Here is an 18993-nt window from a genome sequence, read left to right on the forward strand (position 1 = left end):
CTGTGTAGCGTTCGGGGTGAAAGAGGGCGTGCGGCGCAGCAGCCGCGGTGTGGGAGGTAGATGTCGTGACGGACACGGTCGAGGCGGGCGTGGTCGAGGGCGGCGCGGGCGGCGGGCTGGAGCTGCCCGAGTCCTGGCGCGGGGTGCTGGGCGCCGAGGTCGAGAAGCCGTACTTCGCCGAGCTGGCGGCCTTCGTGGCGGCCCAGCGCGCGGAGCACGAGGTCTTCCCGCCGAGCGGCCAGGAGTTCGCCGCGCTGGAGGCGACGCCGTACGAGAAGGTCCGGGTGCTCGTGCTCGGGCAGGACCCGTACCACGACAACGGCCAGGCCCACGGCATGAGCTTCTCGGTGCTGCCGGGCACCAGGACGCCGCCGTCGCTGCGCAACATCTTCAAGGAGCTGGACGCCGACCTGGGCATCCCGGCCCCGGACAACGGCTACCTGATGCACTGGGCCGAGCAGGGCGTGCTGCTGCTCAACGCAGTGCTCACGGTCCGCGCCCACGAGGCCAACTCGCACAAGGCGAAGGGCTGGGAGAAGTTCACCGACGCGGTGATCAAGGCGGTGAGCGAGCGCGAGGAGCCGGTGGTCTTCGTGCTGTGGGGCAACTACGCGAAGAAGAAGCTGCCGCTGATCGACACCGAGAAGCACGTGGTGGTGCAGGGCGCGCACCCGTCGCCGCTGTCCGCGAAGCTGTTCTTCGGCAGCCGTCCGTTCTCGCAGATCAACACCGCGCTGGACGGCTTCGGCGGTGAGCCGATCGACTGGCGGGTGCCCGACCTGAAGCAGGGCTGAGGGCCGCTCCGGTCCCGCCGCGAGCGGGGCCGGAGCGCCGGGTGGCCGTGGGCCGGACGGGGTCGATCTCCCGTTCGCCCACGGCCACTTGCCGTTCACCGTCGGCTGCCGGCGGCCGGTGCCGGGTGTGCTTAGCTGGTGCCGACCGGTCGCCGGACCGGTCCTGGGAGGGGCGGTACGTGCACGGGCTGGGGCGGACGAGGACGTTTCGGTGGGCGGGGGCCCCGCGCTGGGCCGTGGGGGCGGCGCTGGCCGGGGTGCTGGTGGCGGTGTCCGGGTGCGGCGGCGCGGACGGGGGCGCCGACGGGGGCGGCAAGGGCCCGGGACCGGGCTCCTCGGCCGCCGCCACGGCTGCTGGAGCCGGTACCGGCTCCAGCTCCGGTACCGGGTCCGGCTCTGCTGCCGGCAGCGGGGGCGACGGAGCGGGCCCGGCCACCGGGCCCGGTGGTCTCGCCCAGCTGCCCGGGCAGGCCTTCTACGTCTCCGACCAGACCAACGCCGCCCGGCAGGTGACCGCGCTGCGCGGCCAGGGCCGCACGGCGGAGGCCGACACGCTGCTGCGGATCGCCGCCCAGCCCTCCTCGCAGTGGCTCGGCGAGCAGGGCGCCCGGCAGATCGCCGAGCAGGTGAGCCGCCGGGCCGCCGAGGCGGGCCGGACGGCGGTCTTCGTCGCGTACGACATCCCGCACCGGGACTGCGGCCAGTACTCGGCCGGCGGTGCCTCCGACGCCGCCGCCTACCGGGCCTGGATCACCGACGTCGCGCAGGCCCTGGGCGACCGCAAGGCCTGGGTGGTGCTGGAGCCGGACGCCGTCGCGCACACCCTGGACACCTGCGGCGTCAAGGGCGACCTGGCGGCCGAGCGGTACGGCCTGCTGGCTTTCGCCGTCCAGGAGTTGAAGAAGCGTCCGAACGTCCGGGTCTACCTGGACGCGGGCAACCCGGGCTGGTCGCAGGACCCGGAGGAGCTGGCCGGCGCCCTGCGCAAGTCGGGCATCGCCGCCGCGGACGGTTTCGCCGTGAACGTCGCCAACTTCTACGACACCGACCGGAACGTGGCGTACGGGGCCCGGCTCTCCGCCGCACTGGGCGGGAAGCGCTTCGTGATCGACACCAGCCGCAGCGGCAACGGCGCGCTGGGCGGAGACTCCTGGTGCAACCCGCCCGGGCGCGCGCTCGGCGAGCGGCCGACCGCCGAGACGGGCCGGCCCGGGGTGGACGCCTACCTGTGGATCAAGAACCCGGGGGAGTCGGACGGCGACTGCGGCCGCGGCGAGCCCCGGGCGGGCGAGTTCTGGCTGCCGTACGCGCTGGGGCTGGCGCAGGCGGCGCGCTGACGCCGCCCCGGGCCCGCGCCCGCCGCCGGGGCCGGGTGTCGGGTGTCTGGTGTCTGGTGTCTGGCGCCGGGGTCGACCTCGCGGCGGCCGGTCCTCAGCCGGTGACCTGGATCCAGCGGGCGACGGACGGGGTGCCGGCGGCGTCCGTCAGGAACAGCATGTACCAGCCCGGCGGCAGCAGGTTGGGGTTGGCGGGGAGGGCGAGCGAGACCCCGTCCGCCGTCCGCCCGGTGATGTCCAGGGCCACCGAGCGCTGCTCGACGTCCGTGACGTGGGTGACCGAACTGGGCCGGATCAGCTTGGCGGTGGCGACCGCGTCCGGCCGGGAGGTGCCGACCCGGACGGTGCCGCCGAGCTTCGCCGCCTGCGGGGCGGCGTCCACCCGCGGGCGGTCGCCGCGGTAGAGGTAGGGCGGGGTGTAGATCTCGATGCGCTGCTCGAAGCCGCCCGGCTGGGTCTCGGCCTTGTCGGCGAAGAGCGGGTTGGAGCCGAGCACGGCGACCCGCCCGTCCGGCAGCAGCAGCGCCTCCGAGTGGTAGTCGCGGCCGACGGTCGGTTCGGCGACGGGGGTGAAGCCGTTGGTGTCCGGGTGGTACACCTGCGCCTTGAGCAGGTCGCTGTCGCCGCGGCCGCGGTAGCCGCTGGAACCGCCGGTGGTGAAGACGGTGTCGTCCGGGAGGATCACGCTGTTGAGGTAGCGGGTGCCGCCGGCCGGCAGGTCCGGCCCCGGGGTGAAGGCGGGTACGGCGGCCGCCAGGTCGGCGATGTCGGTGCGGGCCGTGGACAGCGGCGACTCGCCGACGCCCCCGCCACCGAGGACCATCACCTTCTGGGCCTGCGCGGGCGGCAGCAGCACGGAGGAGGAGGTCTCGGTCAGGCCCGGGTCGCGCAGACCGGGGACGGGCTGGAAGGCGTTGGTGGACAGGTCCCAGACGCCGGGTTCGCGGCCCTTGTCGGCGGGGCCGTAGCCGCCGTTGGAGCCCGAGTAGAAGAGCTTGCCGGAGGCGGTCAGGAAGATCGCCGGGTAGGTCGGGAAGTAGCGGTCGGGCGCCTTCGCCCAGGACTTGGTCCTCGGGTCGTAGACCTCGTTGTCGTTGCCGTCGAGGATCTCCCCGGTGTCGTCCAGCCCGGAGACGGTGACCACCCGGCCGTCGCCGAGCCCGGTCAGCGTCGGGTACCAGCGGGCGTACGTCATGTCGGTGACCGGCTCGTACAGCTCGGTGTCCGGGTTGAACTCGAAGGCGGCGCGGATGCCCTGGTACTCCTGCTTGTCCAGGGTCAGCTTGTCGCTCTGCCCGTACAGGTTGTGGGCGTCGGTCCCGCTCAGGCCCTTGATCCGGTACTGGGCGGAGGAGGCGGCGACGTACTCGGGACCGGTGCCGACCGCCTCCACGAACACGTGCTGCTCGCCGGCGGCGACGACGGTCTGCTGGCCGGAGCCGGTCTTCGTCGCGGCCGGGACGGTCACCGGGACGGTGGTGGCGTACTCGCGGCCGTTCGCGGCGACGAAGACGGTGCCCTTCGGGAAGGTCCGGGCCCGCTCGGGGCTCTCGTTGCGCACCCGCATCACGCCGGCCGCCCGCTTCACCGCGCCGGCCAGCTTCTCGTACCGCTGGGTGCCGCCGGCCACCAGGACCCGGCCGTCGGGCAGCGAGGTGTGACCGCCGCAGAACATGTCGGCCGGGGTGGGGACCAGCTTGTAGGTGTTCCGGGCCGGATCCCACAGCAGGCTCTTGAAGGTGCCCGCGCCGAACTGCTTCTCGTCGTTGCCGGAGCCGGCCACGATCAGGACCTTGCCTGTGCGCAGCAGGGTCGCGTGGACGGCGTTGACCCGGAACTCGGCGGGCAGCGTCAGCGTCTCCCAGTGGCCGTACTGCGCCTTGTACTCGGGGCGGTTGATCACGTAGTGGTGGTACTGCTCGGACGCGAAGCCGAGGACGGCCGGCGCGTTCATCCCGGCCACGGTGAGCGCGACGGTGCTGCCGAGGGCGAAGCGCTTGGTCCGGCCGGTCTTGTGGATCCTCACGGTGGTTGCTCCCTCAGTGGATGGGGGTGCCGCTCTCGGCCCGGTCGGGTTCGGGGAGGGTCTGTGGGGCCCGTTGGGCTTGCGGGGTGTGCGGGGTGTGGTGCGGGGCCCGGGGGTCGCGGGCGTGGCGCGGGCGGCGCTTCTCCAGGAGGACCCCCGGAGCCGCCGGGCCGCCGGTGACGGTGAGGGTGGCGGTGGGCCGGGTCCGGCGGTGGCGTACGGCGTCACCGGCCGAGATCAGGAGCGGCAGGAGGGTCAGCGCCAGGGCGATCCAGGCCCAGGCCCGCATCGCCACGTGGTCGTAGCCGGTGACGTAGGAGGCGGCGATCGCCCCGCCGAGGACCAGGGTCCAGAACAGGTGGAAGCGGAAGGTGGAGAGCCGGTCGGTGCTGGCCGAGCGGCCCTTCGGCGTCACCTCGAAGCGGCTGCGGCGGCGCACCAGCGCCTGCAGCAGCGAGGCCGCGTAGATCGGGCCGCAGAGGGCCGACATCATCATCCCGGCCACCCCGGAGGAGCCGGCCGGCTCGTGCGGGCTCACGTTGTGCTTGCGGTTCCAGGTGTAGAGCAGGAGTTGGAGCGCGGCGGCGTCGCTGTAGAGCATCATCCAGAGCTCGGACGAGACGTGGACGCCCGAGGCGCCGAAGCCCAGGTAGAGCACGCTGGACACACCGCCGAGCAGCCAGGTGAGCGCGGCCATCGGGTAGAAGAGCACCATCAGCGAGTAGTTGAGCAGCCGGCCCGGCGACAGCTGCCAGAGCACCCGCCAGTACCGGGTGAGCAGGGTCTCGTAGGTGCCCCGGCTCCAGCGCAGTTGCTGGGAGAAGAAGTCGGTCCAGGAGGACGGGCCTTCGCCGACCGCGAGCACGTCCGGGGTGTACACGGACTTCCAGCGTTCTCCGCTCTCCGGGTTTCGGCTCCGGTGGAACTCCAGGCCGGTCGCCATGTCCTCGGTGATGGAGTCGTACAACCCGCCGATCGACTGGAGCGCGCGGATTCTGACGGCGTTGTTGGTGCCGACGAACATGGGCGCGCCGTAACGGTTTCCGGCACGCTGGATGAGGGCGTGGAAGAGGTACTGCTGGCTCTCGGCGAATTTGGTGACGGCCGAACCCGAGCTGCGGTAGTTCCCGTACACCTGGGGGCCGACCACGAATGCCACGTCGGGGTCGCGGAAGTAGCCGAGCATGCGCTCGCAGAAGTCCGGCAGCGGGACGTGGTCGGTGTCGACGGAGACCCAGAAGTCGTACTCGTCGCCGTGCTCCTGGAGCCACGCGTTGTAGTTGCCGTGCTTGCTCCCGGCCCGGAAGCGGCCTTCGGGGCGGTTCCAGTGCGGACGGCCCGCGCGGGTGAAGTGGCGGACGCCCAGCTCGGCGCAGAGCGCCCGCATTGCAGAATCGTTTCCCTCGTCCAGCAGCCAGACGTCGTACGGTCCTTCGTGCCGCACCGCGCGGGCCGCGGCCAGCGTGGCCCGGACCATCTCCGGCGGCTCCTTGCCCGGCACGCAGGTGGTGAGGAAGGCGACCCGGGTGCCCGGCTGCGGAGTCACCGGGACCGGGTCGCGGGCGACCAGCGTCGCATGGGTGTTGGAGACCACGTTGACCAGCCGGAACAGCTCGACCACCGCGATGATCCCGATCATCACCTTGTCGCCGAGCAGTACCAGGACGTTCGTCTCGTCCAGCCGCTCCGGCCAGTGCTCCGGCAGCAGCAGCCAGATCAGCAGCACCGCCTCCACGACGGGGGCGGCCAGCATCAGCAGGGCGGCGCGGATCCGGTGCGGCTCGCGGCGCAACAGGCTGCGGTACCGGACGCGGTAGGGCTCCGCCGGGAGGTCGGGCAGGGGCACCGGGAGGTCGGGCCGGGGCGCCGGGGGCTCGGGCTGGGACTCGGGCCGGGGCCGGGGAGCTTGTGTCAGGGGAGCCAGGGCCCCGGGTGCTTGTGGCCAGGGCGCTTGGGCGGTGGGGTGGGTGCCCGGGGTGGGGCCGGTGTCCGGCGCGGGGTGGTGGGTGGCCGGCTCGGGGCGGTAGACCCCGCCGCCGAGGTCGTCGTCCTCGTCCGGGTCGTGCGCCGGACCGGCGAGGCGGCTGAAGTGGCCGTAGTCGTACGGGGCTTCGGGTATGGGTAACTCGCTCAGGGCGCTCTCGTCGAGTCGCCCGGTACCTCGCCCGCGGGCCGTTCCGACGCCCTTGCGTCGTGCGAACGGCATGGTCATGAGTGCTCCCCCCGGAATTCGCGCCTTGCTTCGCTTGCTCGGCTCTGCCCGGCCCCGCTTCGCTCCGCAGGGCCGGACCTGGCGCCGTCCGGGTGGAACACCGCCCCCTGAACTGCGGTTCTCCGGCAGTTTCCGGGGCTGTTGTCCCGCACATCCAGTGTGTACGACCCGTCTGGTCGTGCGCCCGTGCGGCGGTCTCGAATGCGGGACCCCGGCGCACTTCCAGTCTTCCCCTCCGGGTGCGCGGGACCCTTTGCAACCTCAACTCTCCCGGAGCGTAACGGCGATGGCAACCGTTGCGGGCAATGATCACCGCCTGAGTGTGACGGTGACGCGGTTCTCGGCCAATATGGCGGGCACTGATGCTATTGCGGCGAATTCGGCATGGAGAACGGCCGGACCAATCCCGAAGGGCGATCCGACCGTTGGTTCCGACCGGTGGTTCCGTGCGCTGGCTCCGGTGGTTCCGGCTGGGTTCAGCGCGGCGGCAGCAGGGTGGCGCCGGTCGCCGCCTGGACCTCGGCGAACCCCACTCCCGGCGCCGTCTCCACCACGCGCAGCCCTTCGGGGGTCACGTCGACCACGGCCAGATCGGTGACGATCCGGGCCACCACCCGCCGGCCCGTCGCGGGAAGCGACAGCTCCTCGACGATCTTCGGCGAGCCGTCCCGGGCGGTGTGCTCCATCACGACGATCAGCCGGCGGGCACCGTGCACGAGGTCCATCGCACCGCCCATGCCCTTGACCGTCCTGCCGGGGACCGTCCAGTTCGCGAGGTCCCCGGCGACCGACACCTGCATCGCGCCGAGCACCGAGACGTCGATCCGGCCGGCCCTGACCATGCCGAAGGAGAAGGCCGAGTCGAAGTACGAGGCGCCGGGGGCGACCGTCACCGTCTCCTTCCCGGCGTTGATCAGGTCGGCGTGCTCGGCGCCCTCCTCGGGGTAGGGGCCGACGCCGAGGATGCCGTTCTCCGAGTGCAGCACCACCTCGACGCCGGGTGGGAGGTGGTTGGGGATCAGGGTGGGCAGGCCGATCCCCAGGTTCACGTACTGCCCGTCGCGCAACTCCCGTGCGGCGCGGGCGGCCAGGGCGTTGCGCGGGTCGAGGGCTTCGGAGGCTTCGGGGGTGGGGCCGGTCGGTGCGGGGGCAGGCGCGGGGGCGGGTACGGCTGCGGACGTGGGCATCGGTTCAGGACTCCTGGCGTGCGGGGCGGACGGTCCGGCGCTCGATGCGACGGTCCTCGGGGTCGGCGGCCACCACCCGGTCGACGTACACCCCGGGCAGGTGCACGGCGTCCGGCGGGAGCTCGCCCGGCTCGACGATCCTGTCCGCCTCGACCAGGGTGATCCGGCCCGCCGTCGCGCAGAGCGGGTTGAGGTTGCGGGCGGCCGCGTGGAACACGCAGTTGCCGTGCCGGTCCGCCACTTCGGCCCGGACCAGCGCGAAGTCCGCCGTGATCGCCTCCTCCAGCAGGTACCGCCGACCGCCGAACTCCCGGACCTCCTTGGGCGGAGAGGCCAGCTCCACCGAGCCGTCGGCCGCGTAGCGCCAGGGCAGCCCGCCCTCCTCGACCTGGGTGCCGACCCCGGCCGGGGTGAAGAACGCCGGGATGCCGGCACCGCCCGCCCGCAGCCGTTCGGCCAGCGTGCCCTGCGGGGTCAGCTCGACCTCCAGCTCACCGGCGAGGTACTGCCGGGCGAACTCCTTGTTCTCCCCGACGTACGAGGAGGTCATCCGGGCGATCCGGCCCGCCCGTAGCAGCAGGTCCAGCCCCCAGTCGTCCACCCCGCAGTTGTTCGAGACCACGCGCAGCCCGGTGGTACCGGCGTCCACCAGGGCACCGATCAGTGTGCTCGGGATGCCGCAGAGGCCGAAGCCGCCGACGGCCAGCACCGCGCCGTCGGGGATGTCCCCGACGGCATCGGCGGGGGAGTCCAGGACCTTGTCCAAGGGATCACCTCGTGAGGGAGTGAAGGGAAGGGGGAAGGGGAGCGGGCGGTGGGAGGACGGACGGACGGACGGACGGGCGGGAGTACGGGAGGACGGGAGGGCAGGCGGGTGGAAGGGCGGTGAGCGTGCGCGGTGGCAGGGCATGCCCGGCCCGCGGCCCGGGGGTCCGTCCGAGGCCACCGGTGCACTGCCTCCACGGTCACCGGGCGCGGGCCGTCCCAGCCATGGCGGCCTCCGCCATGGGCCGGCGCGGACCCATGGCGGCGACCCACACCCGACCGGCCGGAAGGCGGTGCCGGAGCGGTGGTATGTCGGCCGGGGCCACAACACATCGGGCTGATGCGTCGTCCGGCCACATGTCGCCGTTCCCACCGCACACCTACGGTTCCGGCATCCACCCCGCCGCACCTCAGGAGTCGGTCACCATGCGCAGCTCGACAGCCCCCACCAGGACCGCCTCCGGCGCCCGCCCGGGCGAGTCCCTGACCGGCGGTCCGGCCCGGAAGCTCGCCGCGCTCGCGGCGTGCGCGCTGCTCGCGGCAGGCTGCGCCAAGGCCGGCACCGCCGGGACGAGTGCGGCGGACGGCGGTGGCAAGGGCCCGGTCAAGGTCGGCCTGGTGTACTCCAAGACCGGACCGCTGGCCGCCTACGGCAAGCAGTACCTGGACGGCTTCAAGGCCGGCCTGAGCTACGCGACCAAGGGCACCGGCGCGGTCGACGGGCACAAGATCGAGGTCGAGGAGCAGGACGACGCGGGCGACCCGGCCAAGGCGGTGTCCGCCGCCAAGGACCTGATCGGCAAGGGCTACAAGGTCCTGGCGGGTTCCACGGCCTCCGGCGTGGCCCTCCAGGTCGGCCCGATCGCCGCGCAGAACAAGGTGCTCTTCATCAGCGGTCCGGCCGCCGCGGACAAGGTCACCGGTCTGAACACGTACACCTTCCGTTCCGGCCGCCAGTCCTACCAGGACATCAGGACCGCGGCCTCGTTCGTCGGTGACGCCAAGGGCAAGAAGGTCACCGTGCTCGCTCAGGACAACGCCTTCGGGCAGGCCAACGTGGCCGCCGTCAAGGCCGTGCTGGGCGCCGAGGGGGCGACGGTCGACCAGGTGCTCGCCCCGCCGAGCGCCACCGACCTCACCCCCTTCGCCACCCAGGCCAAGACCGCCAAACCCGACCTGCTGTTCGTCGCCTGGGCCGGCGACACCGCCTCGGCCCTGTGGACGGCGCTCAACCAGCAGGACGTCTTCACCGACACCAAGGTCGTCACCGGCCTGGACCTGGCCGCCTCCTACCCGCTGTTCGGACCGGCCGGCGAGAAGATCTCCTTCCTGAACCACTACTTCGGCGGCGCCGCGGGCACCCCGGTCGAGAAGGCCATGGTCGAGGCCGTCACGGCCGCCGGAGGGAAGCCCGACATCTTCACCCCGGACGGTTTCACCGCCGCCCAGATGATCGTGCACGCCGTCGAGGCCGGCCACGGCTCCGCCGACGACACCTCGGCCCTGGTCAAGGCCCTGGAGGGCTGGAGCTTCGACGGGGTGAAGGGGAGGACCACGGTCCGTCCCGAGGACCACGCCCTCCTCCAGCCGATGTTCCAGGTCCGGCTGACCGGTACCGCGGCCGCGGCCAAGCCCTCGGTGGAGAAGACCCTGACCGCGGACGAGGTGGCGCCCCCGGTCACCCCGATGGCGGGCTGATCCCGATGCCCACCGCCCGCACCGCCTCCACTCCTGCCGTGTCTCCTGCCCTGTCTCCCGATGGGTCTTCTGTCGCGTCCTCCTCGCGTTCCTCCTCCCCGGTGCTGAGTCTGGACGGGCTCGGCTGGTCCGTCCGCGGTGTGCCGATCGTCGAGGACGTCTCCTTCTCCGTCGGCGAGGGCGAGTTCATCGCCTTCATCGGGCCCAACGGCGCCGGCAAGACCTCCCTCTTCAACCTGATCTCCGGCATCTACCCGGCGACGCGCGGCCGCCTCCAGCTCGACGGTGCCGACGTCACCACCGAGACGGTGCACGCCAGGGCCCGCCGGGGGCTCGGCCGCACCTTCCAGACCTCCTCCCTCTGGCCGGGGATGACGGTCGCCGACCACGTACGCCTGGCCGCCCAGGCGGCGGCCGGTCCGCGAGCCTCGTACCGGCTCTGGCGCCGCGCCGACCGCTACGAGGAGCAGCTGGCCGACACCCTGCACCGCACCGACCTCACCCACCGTGCGGACGCCCCGGCCGGTGCGCTCTCGCACGGGGAGAAGCGCAAGCTGGAGCTGGCCGTCCTGCTGGTCTCCGACCCCCGGCTGATCCTGCTGGACGAGCCGATGGCCGGCGTCAGCGCGGAGGAGGTGCCCGCCCTCACCGAGCTGATCCGCTCCGTGCACCGCGACCTGGGCCGGACCGTCCTGATGGTCGAACACCACATGGACGTCCTGCTCGGCCTGGCCGACCGGCTCGCGGTGATGCACCACGGCACCCTGCTCGCCCTGGACACCCCCGAGGCCGTGATGGCCGACCCGACCGTGCAGCAGGCCTACCTGGGCGAGGCGCTGTGACCTCTTCTCCTTCCTTCTCTCCGTCCTCCTCGCCGCGGGCGGCCGCCTCGACGTCGTCGGCTCTCGAACCCCTCCTCTCCGTCCGTGATCTGCGGGTGGTCATCGACGGGCTGCACATCCTGCACGGTGTCGACCTCGACGTGGCCCCCGCCGGGGTCACCGCGCTCCTCGGCCGCAACGGTGCGGGCAAGACCACCACCGTCAAGGCCGTCATGGGCCTGGTGCCGCGCACCGGTTCCGTCCGCTTGGCAGGTGCCGAACTCTCCTCCCTTCCCACGCATCTGGTCGTTCGTCATGGCATCGGGTACGCGCCGGAGGACCGGGGGATCTTCGCCGGCCTGACGGTCGCCGAGAACCTCCGCCTCGCCGAGCGCGGTGCCCGTGGCGGGGAGGAGGGCGGCGAGCCGGACTACACGCTCGTCCACGAGCTCTTCCCCGAACTGAAGCAGCGGGCCGGACAGTTGGCCGGGACGCTCTCCGGCGGCCAGCAGCAGATGGTGGCGATCGGTCGGACGCTGCTCAACCGCAACCGGCTGATCATCGCCGACGAGCCCACCAAGGGCCTGGCACCGAAGATCGTCTCCGAGGTGGCCGAGGTGCTGGCGCGTGCGGCCGAGGCCGTGCCCGTCCTCCTCGTCGAGCAGAACCTCGCCCTGGTCCGTCGGCTGGCCGGCACCTGCGCCGTCCTGGCCGACGGCCGCACCGCCCACCGCGGGGACACCGCCGAGCTGTTGGCCGACGAGGAGGCCGCCCGCCGCCTGCTCGGCGTCGGCTCCCGTCACCCGCTCGCCGGCGGGCCCCGGCCCGCCGCCTCCCCGGCCACCCCTGTCGTCACCACGGAGGTGAAGCCCTGATGGACACCGTCGTCCTCCTCTTCTGTACCGGTCTCGGTCTCGGTGCGCTGTACTTCCTGGTCGCCTCCGGTCTGTCGCTGATCTTCGGTCTGATGGACGTGCTCAACTTCGCGCACGGCGCCCTGCTCTCCATCGGCGCGTACGCCACCTGGTGGGCCGGCGCCGAGGCCGGCCTCTCCTTCTGGCTCGCGGTGCCGTTCGGCACCCTGGTCGGGACGGTCGCCGCCGTCCTGCTGGAGCTCTTCCTGATCCGGCCGCTCTACAGCCGCCCACGCGACCAGATCCTCGCCACCGTCGGGGTCGGGCTCGCCGTACCCGCCCTGCTCATGGGGATCTGGGGTGCCGACGCCCGCCCCTTCCCGCAGCCGGCCCTGCTGTCCGGCACCTGGCACGTGTTCGGTGCGACCGTCCCGGTCAACCGCTTCGTGCTGGTGGCTGCCGCTGTGCTGTTGTTGGTCACTCTTCGGTTGTTCCTCGCCCGCACCCGCTACGGGTTGATCGTCCGGGCCGGCGTCGAGGACCGGGCGATGGTCACGGCGCTCGGCATCGACGTCCGGAGGGCGTTCACCCTCGTCTTCGCCCTCGGCGGGGCGGCCGCCGCGCTCGGCGGCGCCCTCGGCGGCCTCTACTTCGGTTCGGTCAATCCCGGCCAGGGGACCGGCCTGCTCATCTTCGCCTTCGTCGTCGTCGTGATGGGAGGCATGGGCTCCGTGACCGGGGCCGCCGCCGCCTCGGTGGGCGTCGGCCTCGTCCAGCAGTTCGCCAACTACTACACCGGGGCCGGGCTCGGCGACCTCTCGGTCGTCGTCCTGCTCGCCGTGCTGCTTCTGGTCCGACCCCGTGGACTCACCGGGAGGCTCGCGTGAGCGCCGAAACGCCGATCACGAGCACCGGTGGCCCCGTGGCCGACCGCGGCGCCGCCTCGACAGGGGGGACTGACACCGGCCCTGCCGTGACCACCGTGTCCGCGGAGGGGACTGACACCAGCTCCGCCGACACCGCCACTGTGGCAAGGGGGACTGACACCAGCCTTGCCGAGACCCATTGTGAACACACACGCGAGCCTGGCGCCATCCCTCGAACAGGTGAATCAGTCACTAATCGCTGGACAGTGATGCACAGAGCGCTACGCTGGTGGCCGATCGCCCTGCTGATCACGCTCCTTGTCGCCCCATACAGTGCGCTTCCCGTCCCGGGACTGCTCGACGGCCCGCTCGGCAGCCCCGGAAGTCTCCAACTGCTCGCCCTGTGCCTGCTCTACGGGGCCCTCGCCACCGGCTACGACCTCCTGCTAGGCCGTACCGGACTGCTCTCCTTCGGCCACGCGCTCTACTTCGCGGCCGGCCTCTACGCCACGGACCTCGGCATGCTGGAGCTGCGACTGCCGTTCGCCGCCGCCGCGGTGTTCGGCGTCTCCTGCACCGTGCTGCTGGCCCTGCTGCTCGGCTCGGTGAGCCTGCGCGTCACCGGGATCGGCTTCTCCATGGTCACCCTCGCCTTCGCCCAGGCCGGCTCGATCCTCGTCCAGCGCAACCCCGGTGGTGTCACCGGCGGCGAGGAGGGGCGCTCGGCCCCGGCCGACCTGCTTCCCTCCGGCCTGCTCGGGATCGAGAACACGGCCAACCTCTACTGGATCGCCGTCGGCTACCTGGTGCTGACGGTCGCCACGGTCCACTGGGCCGTCAACTCGCCGATCGGCCGGGTCTGGGAGGGCATCAAGGAGAACGAGCGCCGGGTCGAGGTGCTCGGACTGCGCCCCTACGGCTACAAGGTGGTCGCCTTCGTGCTGTCCGGCGCGCTCGCCGGGCTGGGCGGGGTGGTCTACCTGCTGCTGACCGGCGGCGCCACCCCGCAGGCCGCCACCTCGGACGCCACGCTCGCGCTCCTGGTCATGGTCGTCCTCGGCGGGTCCGGTACCCGCTGGGGGCCGCTGCTCGGCGGCGTCCTCTACACCTGGGCGGGCCACCGCCTCGGCGACCTCGCCAACTCGACGGCCGTCGCGGACCTGCCCGCGGCGCTGCGCGTGCCGCTCTCCCAACCCCTCTTCCTGCTGGGCGCGTTGTTCGTCGCCGTGGTCTACCTGCTGCCCGGCGGCCTGGCTAGACTGCCTGCCCGCGTCCGCGTCGCCCGATCCGCCCGCACGGTCCGCGCGTCGGCCGGCGTGCGGACCGCCCGTCCCACCGGAGGTACTCCCGCGTGAGCCAGTCGCCGTTGAAGCCGGAGGAGTTGAAGCCGGAGGAGTTGACCGTCCCCGTGCCCGGTGGGGACCTGGCCGTCCTGCGCTGGCCCGCCGAGGAGCCGGGGGCCCCGACGGTCGTGGCGGTGCACGGCATCACCGCCAACGGCCTCGCCTGGTACGAGGTCGCCCGCCGGCTCGCCGGGCGGGTCACCCTGATCGCCCCCGACCTCCGGGGGCGCGGCGCCAGTCGCTCGGTCACCGGACCGTACGGGCTGGCCCGGCACGCCGACGACGTGGCCGCGCTGATCACCGCCCTGGGCGTGGGGCCCGTCGTGCTCGTCGGCCACTCGATGGGGGCCTGGGTCACCGCCCTGGCCGCCGTCCGGCACCCCGGACTCGTCCGCCGGGTGCTGCTGGTGGACGGTGCGGTGACGTTCCCGCTGCCCGAGGCCGTCCAGGAGGAGGACGCCCTGGCGGCGGTGCTCGGCCCCGCGCTGGCCCGGTTGTCCATGACCTTCCCGGACCGTGACGCCTACCGGGAGTTCTGGCGCAAGCACCCGGCCTTCGCCGGTGCGTGGTCCGAGGGGATCGACGCCTACACGCAGCGCGACCTCGTCGGCTCGGCGCCCGAACTGCGCTCCTCCTGCGTACTGGAGGCCGTCCGGACCGACGGCGCCCAGGTCCTCCTGGACCAGGAGGCGGCCACCGCGGTGCACCGACTGCCCTGCCCGGCCGAACTGCTCTGGGCGGAGCGCGGCCTGCTCGACGAGCCGCAGGGCCTCTACGACCACGGGCGGATCGGGCTGGCCCGGCTGGACCCGGAACGGGTTCCGGCCTCACCGGTGCCGGACACCAACCACTACTCGATCCTCTGGGGCGGGGCCGGGGCCGACCGCATCGTCCGCAGCCTGCTCGCGGACGCCCCCGCCGCGGGATAGCCGGCCCGATCGGCCGGCACGGGACGGCGGGGCCGGGACGACGGCGGCCGGTGGGGTGCGGACACCCCGCCGGCCGTACCGCTCCCGACAGGTCAGCCGGCCGTGCCGAGGAAGGTCTCCCAGCCGCCCGCCGGGGCCTGGCCGACGTTGAGCGAGCGCAGCTTGCGCAGGGTGGACTGGTCCTGCACTTCCAGCCACTCGACCAGCTGCTTGAAGGAGACCAGCCGGACGTCGGGCTTGCTCGCGACGGCCTTGAGCGTCTGCTCGACGGCGTCCATGTAGATGCCGCCGTTCCACTGCTCGAAGTGGTTGCCGACGAAGAACGGCGCCCGGTTGCTGTTGTACGCGCGCTCGAAGCCGGCCAGGTAGGAGTTGGTGGCCTGGGTGCGCCAGTCGTTGTACTTGGACGGGTCGCCCTTGGTGCTGCCGTTGGACTGGTTGGCCAGGATGTTGTAGTCCATCGACAGCACCTGGAAGGTGTGCCCGGGGAACGGGATGGACTGCAGCGGGAAGTCCCAGACCTTGCCGTCCTGCACCTTCTGCGGCCATATCTGGAGGCCGCCCGAGGAACTGGCGTCGTACTTCCAGCCGAGCTTGGCGATGGTCGGCAGCAGCGCCTTCTGCCCCTCCAGACACGGGGTGCGGCCGCCGATGAGCTCCTTCTTGTAGTCGAAGGGGAGCGGGTCGACGTCGGTGAAGCCGGTGTTGGTCCGCCACTGGGTGACGAAGCCGATGGCCTGGTCGATCTCGCTCTGCCAGTCCTCCGGGGTCCACATGTTGACCCCGTTCTTGTCCGGGCGGCTGGAGCAGAAGTGGCCGTTGAAGTGGGTGCCGATCTCGTGCCCGGCCAGCCAGGCCTGGCTGATGAGCTTGATGGTGCTCTTGACCGCGCCGTCCGACAGGTACGGGATGTCGGAGGCGCCGACCGAGTGCTTCGGCGGGTGGTACAGGTCGGCCTTGCCCTTGGGCAGGGCGTAGATCCCCGAGAGGAAGAAGGTCATCGTGGCCTTGTACTGCTCCGCCAGCTTCAGGAAGCGGGGGAACTGGCCGTCGTCGGTGCCGCCCGCGCCGTCCCAGGAGAACACCACGAACTGCGGCGGCTTCTCGCCGGGCTTGAGCTTCTCGGGCTTGGGCTGGTTCGGCTGCGGGCCGGTGTCCGCGTTGGAGCCGTCACCGATCGGGGTGCCCTTGGGGACCACGGCCTGGGTCGGATCGCCGGTGCTGCCGCCCGGAGCGGAACTCGCGCCGCCGCCGGAGCTCGGAGAGGTGGAGCCCTGGCCCGAACCGGATCCGCCGCTGGAGCAGGCCGCGACCGCGCCGAGGGCCGCGGTCGCAGCGGTCGCACTGAGCACCGTCCTGCGCGAGATGCTGGTCATGGTCTCCCCTGGGTGCCGATGCCGGTGGTGGGGGCGGCCCGCAGCCGCACCGGTCAAATCGGGCAATTGATGAGTATTCCGCCGTTAGCATGTCATGTCGCTACGGCGGCCACCAAGGTCGCCGAGCTCCGACGACTCTCAACACGCCGGGTATGTCCGGCTGGGCTGCAAGGATCCGGGGTCTGTTGCCGTCCTGTGACGCTTCGCACTCCTCGTCGCCCGGGCAGTACGGTACCGGCGGTCTGCCCGGTTCCAGGGGCAGTTCGTCAGCGTTCGGCCGGGTTGATCGCCCTTTTGGGAAAACTTTTGCCCCTTGATGGGCCGGGCGGCCCGAAGCGCGGTAAAGGCGCGCGAGAGCGACGAGGCAGGGGGAAGAGGGGAGGGAAGGGAGAGGGGGAAGAGGGAGGGGACGAGGAACTGCGCGGGCGGCCAGGGCGGGCCGACCCGGCCGGGGCCGGCCGGGTCGGTCAGAGGGCGACGAGCCGGCGGTTGCGGCGCACGATCCGCGCGATTGCGGTACTGATCGCGGTGGCTGCGGCGCAGGAGACCACCAGGCTGAGCCAGGCGGTGTTGAACCAGTGGCTGTTCAGCCAGCCCAGCGTCACGATGTAGGCGGCCCAGACCAGCGCCGCCAGTGCCGACCAGTGCAGGAATCGGTGCGGATGGGCGGGGGAGTGGCCGATGGCCACGTCGAGGACGGTTCGCCCGGCGGGGACGAACCGCGCGATCACCACCATCGCGGCGGCCGTGCCGTGCGGGCGTTCGACCAGGGCCTCCTGGACCCGGGCCACGCTGGCCGCCAGTTTGGGGCGCCGGGCGAGTCTGCGGTGCAGCACCGGGGCGCCGCGCCGTGCCAGGTGGAGCAGCAGGACGTCGCCCAGGAAGGAGGCGACCGCCACGCCCAGGCCGAGCATCAGCGGGGCGCCGTTGATCTGCGCCGTCTTGAGCACGGCCAGGATGACCAGCGTTCCGCTGGGGATGAAGGGGAGGAGGGCGTCGCCGAGTACGGCAACGAGAGCCAGGGCGCAGATCCACGAGGATCCGATCGCCGCCACGAAGTTCAAGGCCCTTACTCCCTCCACGCCGCCCGAGCGAGCAGGTGGCTGTAGGGGTCAACGCTAGCGCCTCGACTTTTCATGCCCTGAAGCACCCCGGTATGCCGCAGGTCACGACCGCAGGTTCCGGCCGTCCGCCGGACTGCCGGGGCGCGGGCGCGGACCGGCGGTGGAGGGATGGGACAGGGGGCGTCCGCGGGGCGGGGCGCCGCCGGACGGCGGACGAGCCCCCTGGGCACGTGTCGCCCCGAGGGCTCGCAGTGATCGTTCGGAGCTGTCCTGGCCCGACGATCTTGCTGGTGGCGCGGGGATCCGGCCGTACGGTCCCCTCCTGGTCGCCGGCCCGCCGCGCACCGGCCCCCGTCGCGAGCCTCGGCGCCGGAGGCCCCGACACCGGTGCGAAGTCGCTCACCGTGTCCGTCCACTGGCTCTCCGTCAGGCGGACGGGCGGTCGGCAGTACGGAGAGGAATGGCCGAAACGTACCCGGACCTGGAACGACCGGTACCCCACGGACGGGAACAGTCGGCCCCCGGCCGTGGTTGACCCCGGTCGGCAGCAGCGACCGCCGGGCCGTCCGGGCCCGCGCGGCCGCCACACGAAGGCCGGCTCAAGGACGGCCAGAAGGGCGGACGGCATGACCAGCGAGGACCAGCAGGAGCACGGGACCGCGCCGACGGTCGGCGCGGCGGTCCGGGGCACCGCCCGAGGTACGGCACCCGCTCCGCTCTCCATCCTCGACCTGGCCACCGTCGGCGTCGGCTACACGCCCGCCGAGGCCCTGGCCGCCACCACCACGCTGGCCCGCAAGGCCGAGCAGTGGGGCTACCACCGCTTCTGGGTGGCCGAGCACCACGGCATGCCCGGGGTGGCCAGCTCGACCCCAGCCGTCCTGCTCGCCCACCTCGGGGCGAACACCACGACGCTCCGACTCGGTTCGGGCGGGGTGATGCTCCCCAACCACGCCCCGCTCGCCATCGCCGAGCAGTTCGGCCTGCTGGAGGCCCTGCACCCCGGCCGGATCGACCTCGGGCTCGGCCGGGCCCCCGGCACCGACCCGGCCACCGCCCGCGCGCTGCGCCGCGGCCACGCCGAGGGCGCGGACGACTTCCCGCAGGAACTCGCCGAGCTGACCCACTTCCTCGACGGCGACTTCCCCTCCGGTCACCCCTACGCCCGGCTGACCGCCGTCCCCAAGGGCGAGGGCCGCCCGCCGATCTGGCTGCTCGGCTCCTCCGGCTTCAGCGCCCAGCTCGCCGGCCGCCTCGGCCTCCCGTTCGCCTTCGCCCACCACTTCAGCAGCGCGAACACCCTCCCGGCCCTGGACCTCTACCGGTCGTCCTTCCGCCCCTCCGCGGTGCTCGCCGAGCCGTACGCGCTGATCGGGGTCAGCGCGGTCGCGGCCGACGACGAGCCCTCGGCCCGCCGGCTCGCCCGCTCCGCGGCCCTCGGCATGCTCCGGCTGCGCCGAGGCAACCCCGGCGCGATCCCCACCCCGGAGGAGGCCGAGCAGTACCCGTACAGCCCGGCCGAGGCGGACTTCGTCGACAGCTGGCTCGACAACGTCGTCCTCGGCGACCCGGGCCGGGTCGCCGACGGACTGGAGGCCCTGCGCAAGCGGACCGGGGTGGACGAGCTGATGGTCACCTCGCACATCCACGGCCACGAGGCACGTCTCCGCTCCTACGGCCTGATCGCCGAGGCGTACGGCCTCACCGCCGACGCCTGACGG

15 protein-coding genes are annotated in these 18993 nt (G+C 72.7%); 9 read left to right on the plus strand and 6 right to left on the minus strand.

What is annotated here, in order from left to right; all coding sequences use genetic code 11:
- Positions 1 to 65 precede the first annotated feature (65 nt).
- Both ACYP53_RS13700 and ACYP53_RS13705 read left to right on the plus strand, forming a co-directional pair.
- Positions 66 to 794, plus strand: coding sequence for a uracil-DNA glycosylase (locus ACYP53_RS13700; protein WP_459647520.1), 729 nt, complete (start codon positions 66 to 68; stop codon positions 792 to 794).
- A gap of 179 nt (positions 795 to 973) precedes the next feature.
- Complete coding sequence (locus ACYP53_RS13705; RefSeq protein ID WP_459647521.1) at positions 974 to 2131, plus strand: glycoside hydrolase family 6 protein; 1158 nt, start codon at positions 974 to 976, stop codon at positions 2129 to 2131.
- A 94-nt stretch (positions 2132 to 2225) separates the two neighbouring features.
- Here ACYP53_RS13705 and glxA read toward each other — a convergent pair whose 3' ends face one another.
- From glxA to ACYP53_RS13725, 4 genes are all read right to left on the minus strand, one after another.
- Positions 2226 to 4157 (minus strand): radical copper oxidase GlxA, encoded by a 1932-nt coding sequence (gene glxA, locus ACYP53_RS13710; RefSeq protein WP_459647522.1) that lies wholly within the window; start codon positions 4155 to 4157, stop codon positions 2226 to 2228.
- Between the two features lie 13 nt (positions 4158 to 4170).
- Positions 4171 to 6369, minus strand: a complete 2199-nt coding sequence (locus ACYP53_RS13715) for a glycosyltransferase family 2 protein (protein WP_459647523.1) — start codon at positions 6367 to 6369, stop codon at positions 4171 to 4173.
- A gap of 476 nt (positions 6370 to 6845) precedes the next feature.
- A complete protein-coding gene (locus tag ACYP53_RS13720) occupies positions 6846 to 7556 on the minus strand; it encodes a 3-oxoacid CoA-transferase subunit B (RefSeq protein WP_459647524.1) in 711 nt (236 codons plus the stop codon).
- Between the two features lie 4 nt (positions 7557 to 7560).
- Positions 7561 to 8322 carry a CoA transferase subunit A gene (locus ACYP53_RS13725; RefSeq protein WP_459647525.1) on the minus strand — a complete coding sequence of 254 codons (762 nt, stop codon included), beginning with the start codon at positions 8320 to 8322 and terminating at the stop codon, positions 7561 to 7563.
- A gap of 425 nt (positions 8323 to 8747) precedes the next feature.
- On the opposite strand from ACYP53_RS13725, the gene ACYP53_RS13730 reads away from it, so the two are divergent.
- The 6 genes from ACYP53_RS13730 to ACYP53_RS13755 all read left to right on the plus strand — a co-directional run bounded on the left by ACYP53_RS13730 (position 8748) and on the right by ACYP53_RS13755 (position 14832).
- Complete coding sequence (locus ACYP53_RS13730; protein WP_459647526.1) at positions 8748 to 10019, plus strand: substrate-binding domain-containing protein; 1272 nt, start codon at positions 8748 to 8750, stop codon at positions 10017 to 10019.
- Between the two features lie 101 nt (positions 10020 to 10120).
- Positions 10121 to 10861 carry an ABC transporter ATP-binding protein gene (locus tag ACYP53_RS13735; protein ID WP_229928808.1) on the plus strand — a complete coding sequence of 247 codons (741 nt, stop codon included), beginning with the start codon at positions 10121 to 10123 and terminating at the stop codon, positions 10859 to 10861.
- Between the two features lie 95 nt (positions 10862 to 10956).
- The gene (locus ACYP53_RS13740; RefSeq protein WP_459647527.1) at positions 10957 to 11715 is read left to right on the plus strand and encodes an ABC transporter ATP-binding protein; all 759 of its coding nucleotides are present in this window, start codon (positions 10957 to 10959) and stop codon (positions 11713 to 11715) included.
- Positions 11715 to 12581 (plus strand): branched-chain amino acid ABC transporter permease, encoded by an 867-nt coding sequence (locus ACYP53_RS13745; RefSeq protein ID WP_459647528.1) that lies wholly within the window; start codon positions 11715 to 11717, stop codon positions 12579 to 12581. The genes ACYP53_RS13740 and ACYP53_RS13745 overlap by 1 nt, the downstream gene beginning before the upstream one ends.
- 248 nt (positions 12582 to 12829) lie before the next feature.
- Complete coding sequence (locus ACYP53_RS13750; protein ID WP_459647529.1) at positions 12830 to 13915, plus strand: branched-chain amino acid ABC transporter permease; 1086 nt, start codon at positions 12830 to 12832, stop codon at positions 13913 to 13915.
- On the plus strand, positions 13912 to 14832 hold the full coding sequence (locus ACYP53_RS13755) for an alpha/beta fold hydrolase (RefSeq protein ID WP_459647530.1): 921 nt from the start codon (positions 13912 to 13914) through the stop codon (positions 14830 to 14832). The genes ACYP53_RS13750 and ACYP53_RS13755 overlap by 4 nt, the downstream gene beginning before the upstream one ends.
- Positions 14833 to 14924: 92 nt before the next feature.
- Here the strand turns inward: ACYP53_RS13755 and ACYP53_RS13760 are convergent, their stop codons facing one another.
- Both ACYP53_RS13760 and ACYP53_RS13765 read right to left on the minus strand, forming a co-directional pair.
- Positions 14925 to 16208 carry a polysaccharide deacetylase family protein gene (locus ACYP53_RS13760; RefSeq protein ID WP_459647531.1) on the minus strand — a complete coding sequence of 428 codons (1284 nt, stop codon included), beginning with the start codon at positions 16206 to 16208 and terminating at the stop codon, positions 14925 to 14927.
- Positions 16209 to 16675: 467 nt separating this feature from the next.
- Positions 16676 to 17263, minus strand: coding sequence for a DedA family protein (locus tag ACYP53_RS13765; protein ID WP_459647979.1), 588 nt, complete (start codon positions 17261 to 17263; stop codon positions 16676 to 16678).
- Positions 17264 to 17898: 635 nt separating this feature from the next.
- Here ACYP53_RS13765 and ACYP53_RS13770 point away from each other — a divergent pair.
- On the plus strand, positions 17899 to 18990 hold the full coding sequence (locus tag ACYP53_RS13770) for an LLM class flavin-dependent oxidoreductase (protein ID WP_189919328.1): 1092 nt from the start codon (positions 17899 to 17901) through the stop codon (positions 18988 to 18990).
- Positions 18991 to 18993 lie beyond the last annotated feature (3 nt).

This window comes from Kitasatospora sp. Ki12 (assembly GCF_054601375.1).

Excerpts from the sequence above, each read along its gene's own strand:
- ACYP53_RS13715 (WP_459647523.1), bottom strand. The coding sequence starts at position 6,369 with ATGACCATGCCGTTCGCACGACGCAAGGGCGTCGGAACGGCCCGCGGG.
- ACYP53_RS13720 (WP_459647524.1), bottom strand. The coding sequence starts at position 7,556 with ATGCCCACGTCCGCAGCCGTACCCGCCCCCGCGCCTGCCCCCGCACCG.
- ACYP53_RS13730 (WP_459647526.1), top strand. The coding sequence starts at position 8,748 with ATGCGCAGCTCGACAGCCCCCACCAGGACCGCCTCCGGCGCCCGCCCG.
- ACYP53_RS13745 (WP_459647528.1), top strand. The coding sequence starts at position 11,715 with ATGGACACCGTCGTCCTCCTCTTCTGTACCGGTCTCGGTCTCGGTGCG.
- ACYP53_RS13750 (WP_459647529.1), top strand. The coding sequence starts at position 12,830 with ATGCACAGAGCGCTACGCTGGTGGCCGATCGCCCTGCTGATCACGCTC.
- ACYP53_RS13760 (WP_459647531.1), bottom strand. The coding sequence starts at position 16,208 with ATGACCAGCATCTCGCGCAGGACGGTGCTCAGTGCGACCGCTGCGACC.
- ACYP53_RS13770 (WP_189919328.1), top strand. The coding sequence starts at position 17,899 with ATGACCAGCGAGGACCAGCAGGAGCACGGGACCGCGCCGACGGTCGGC.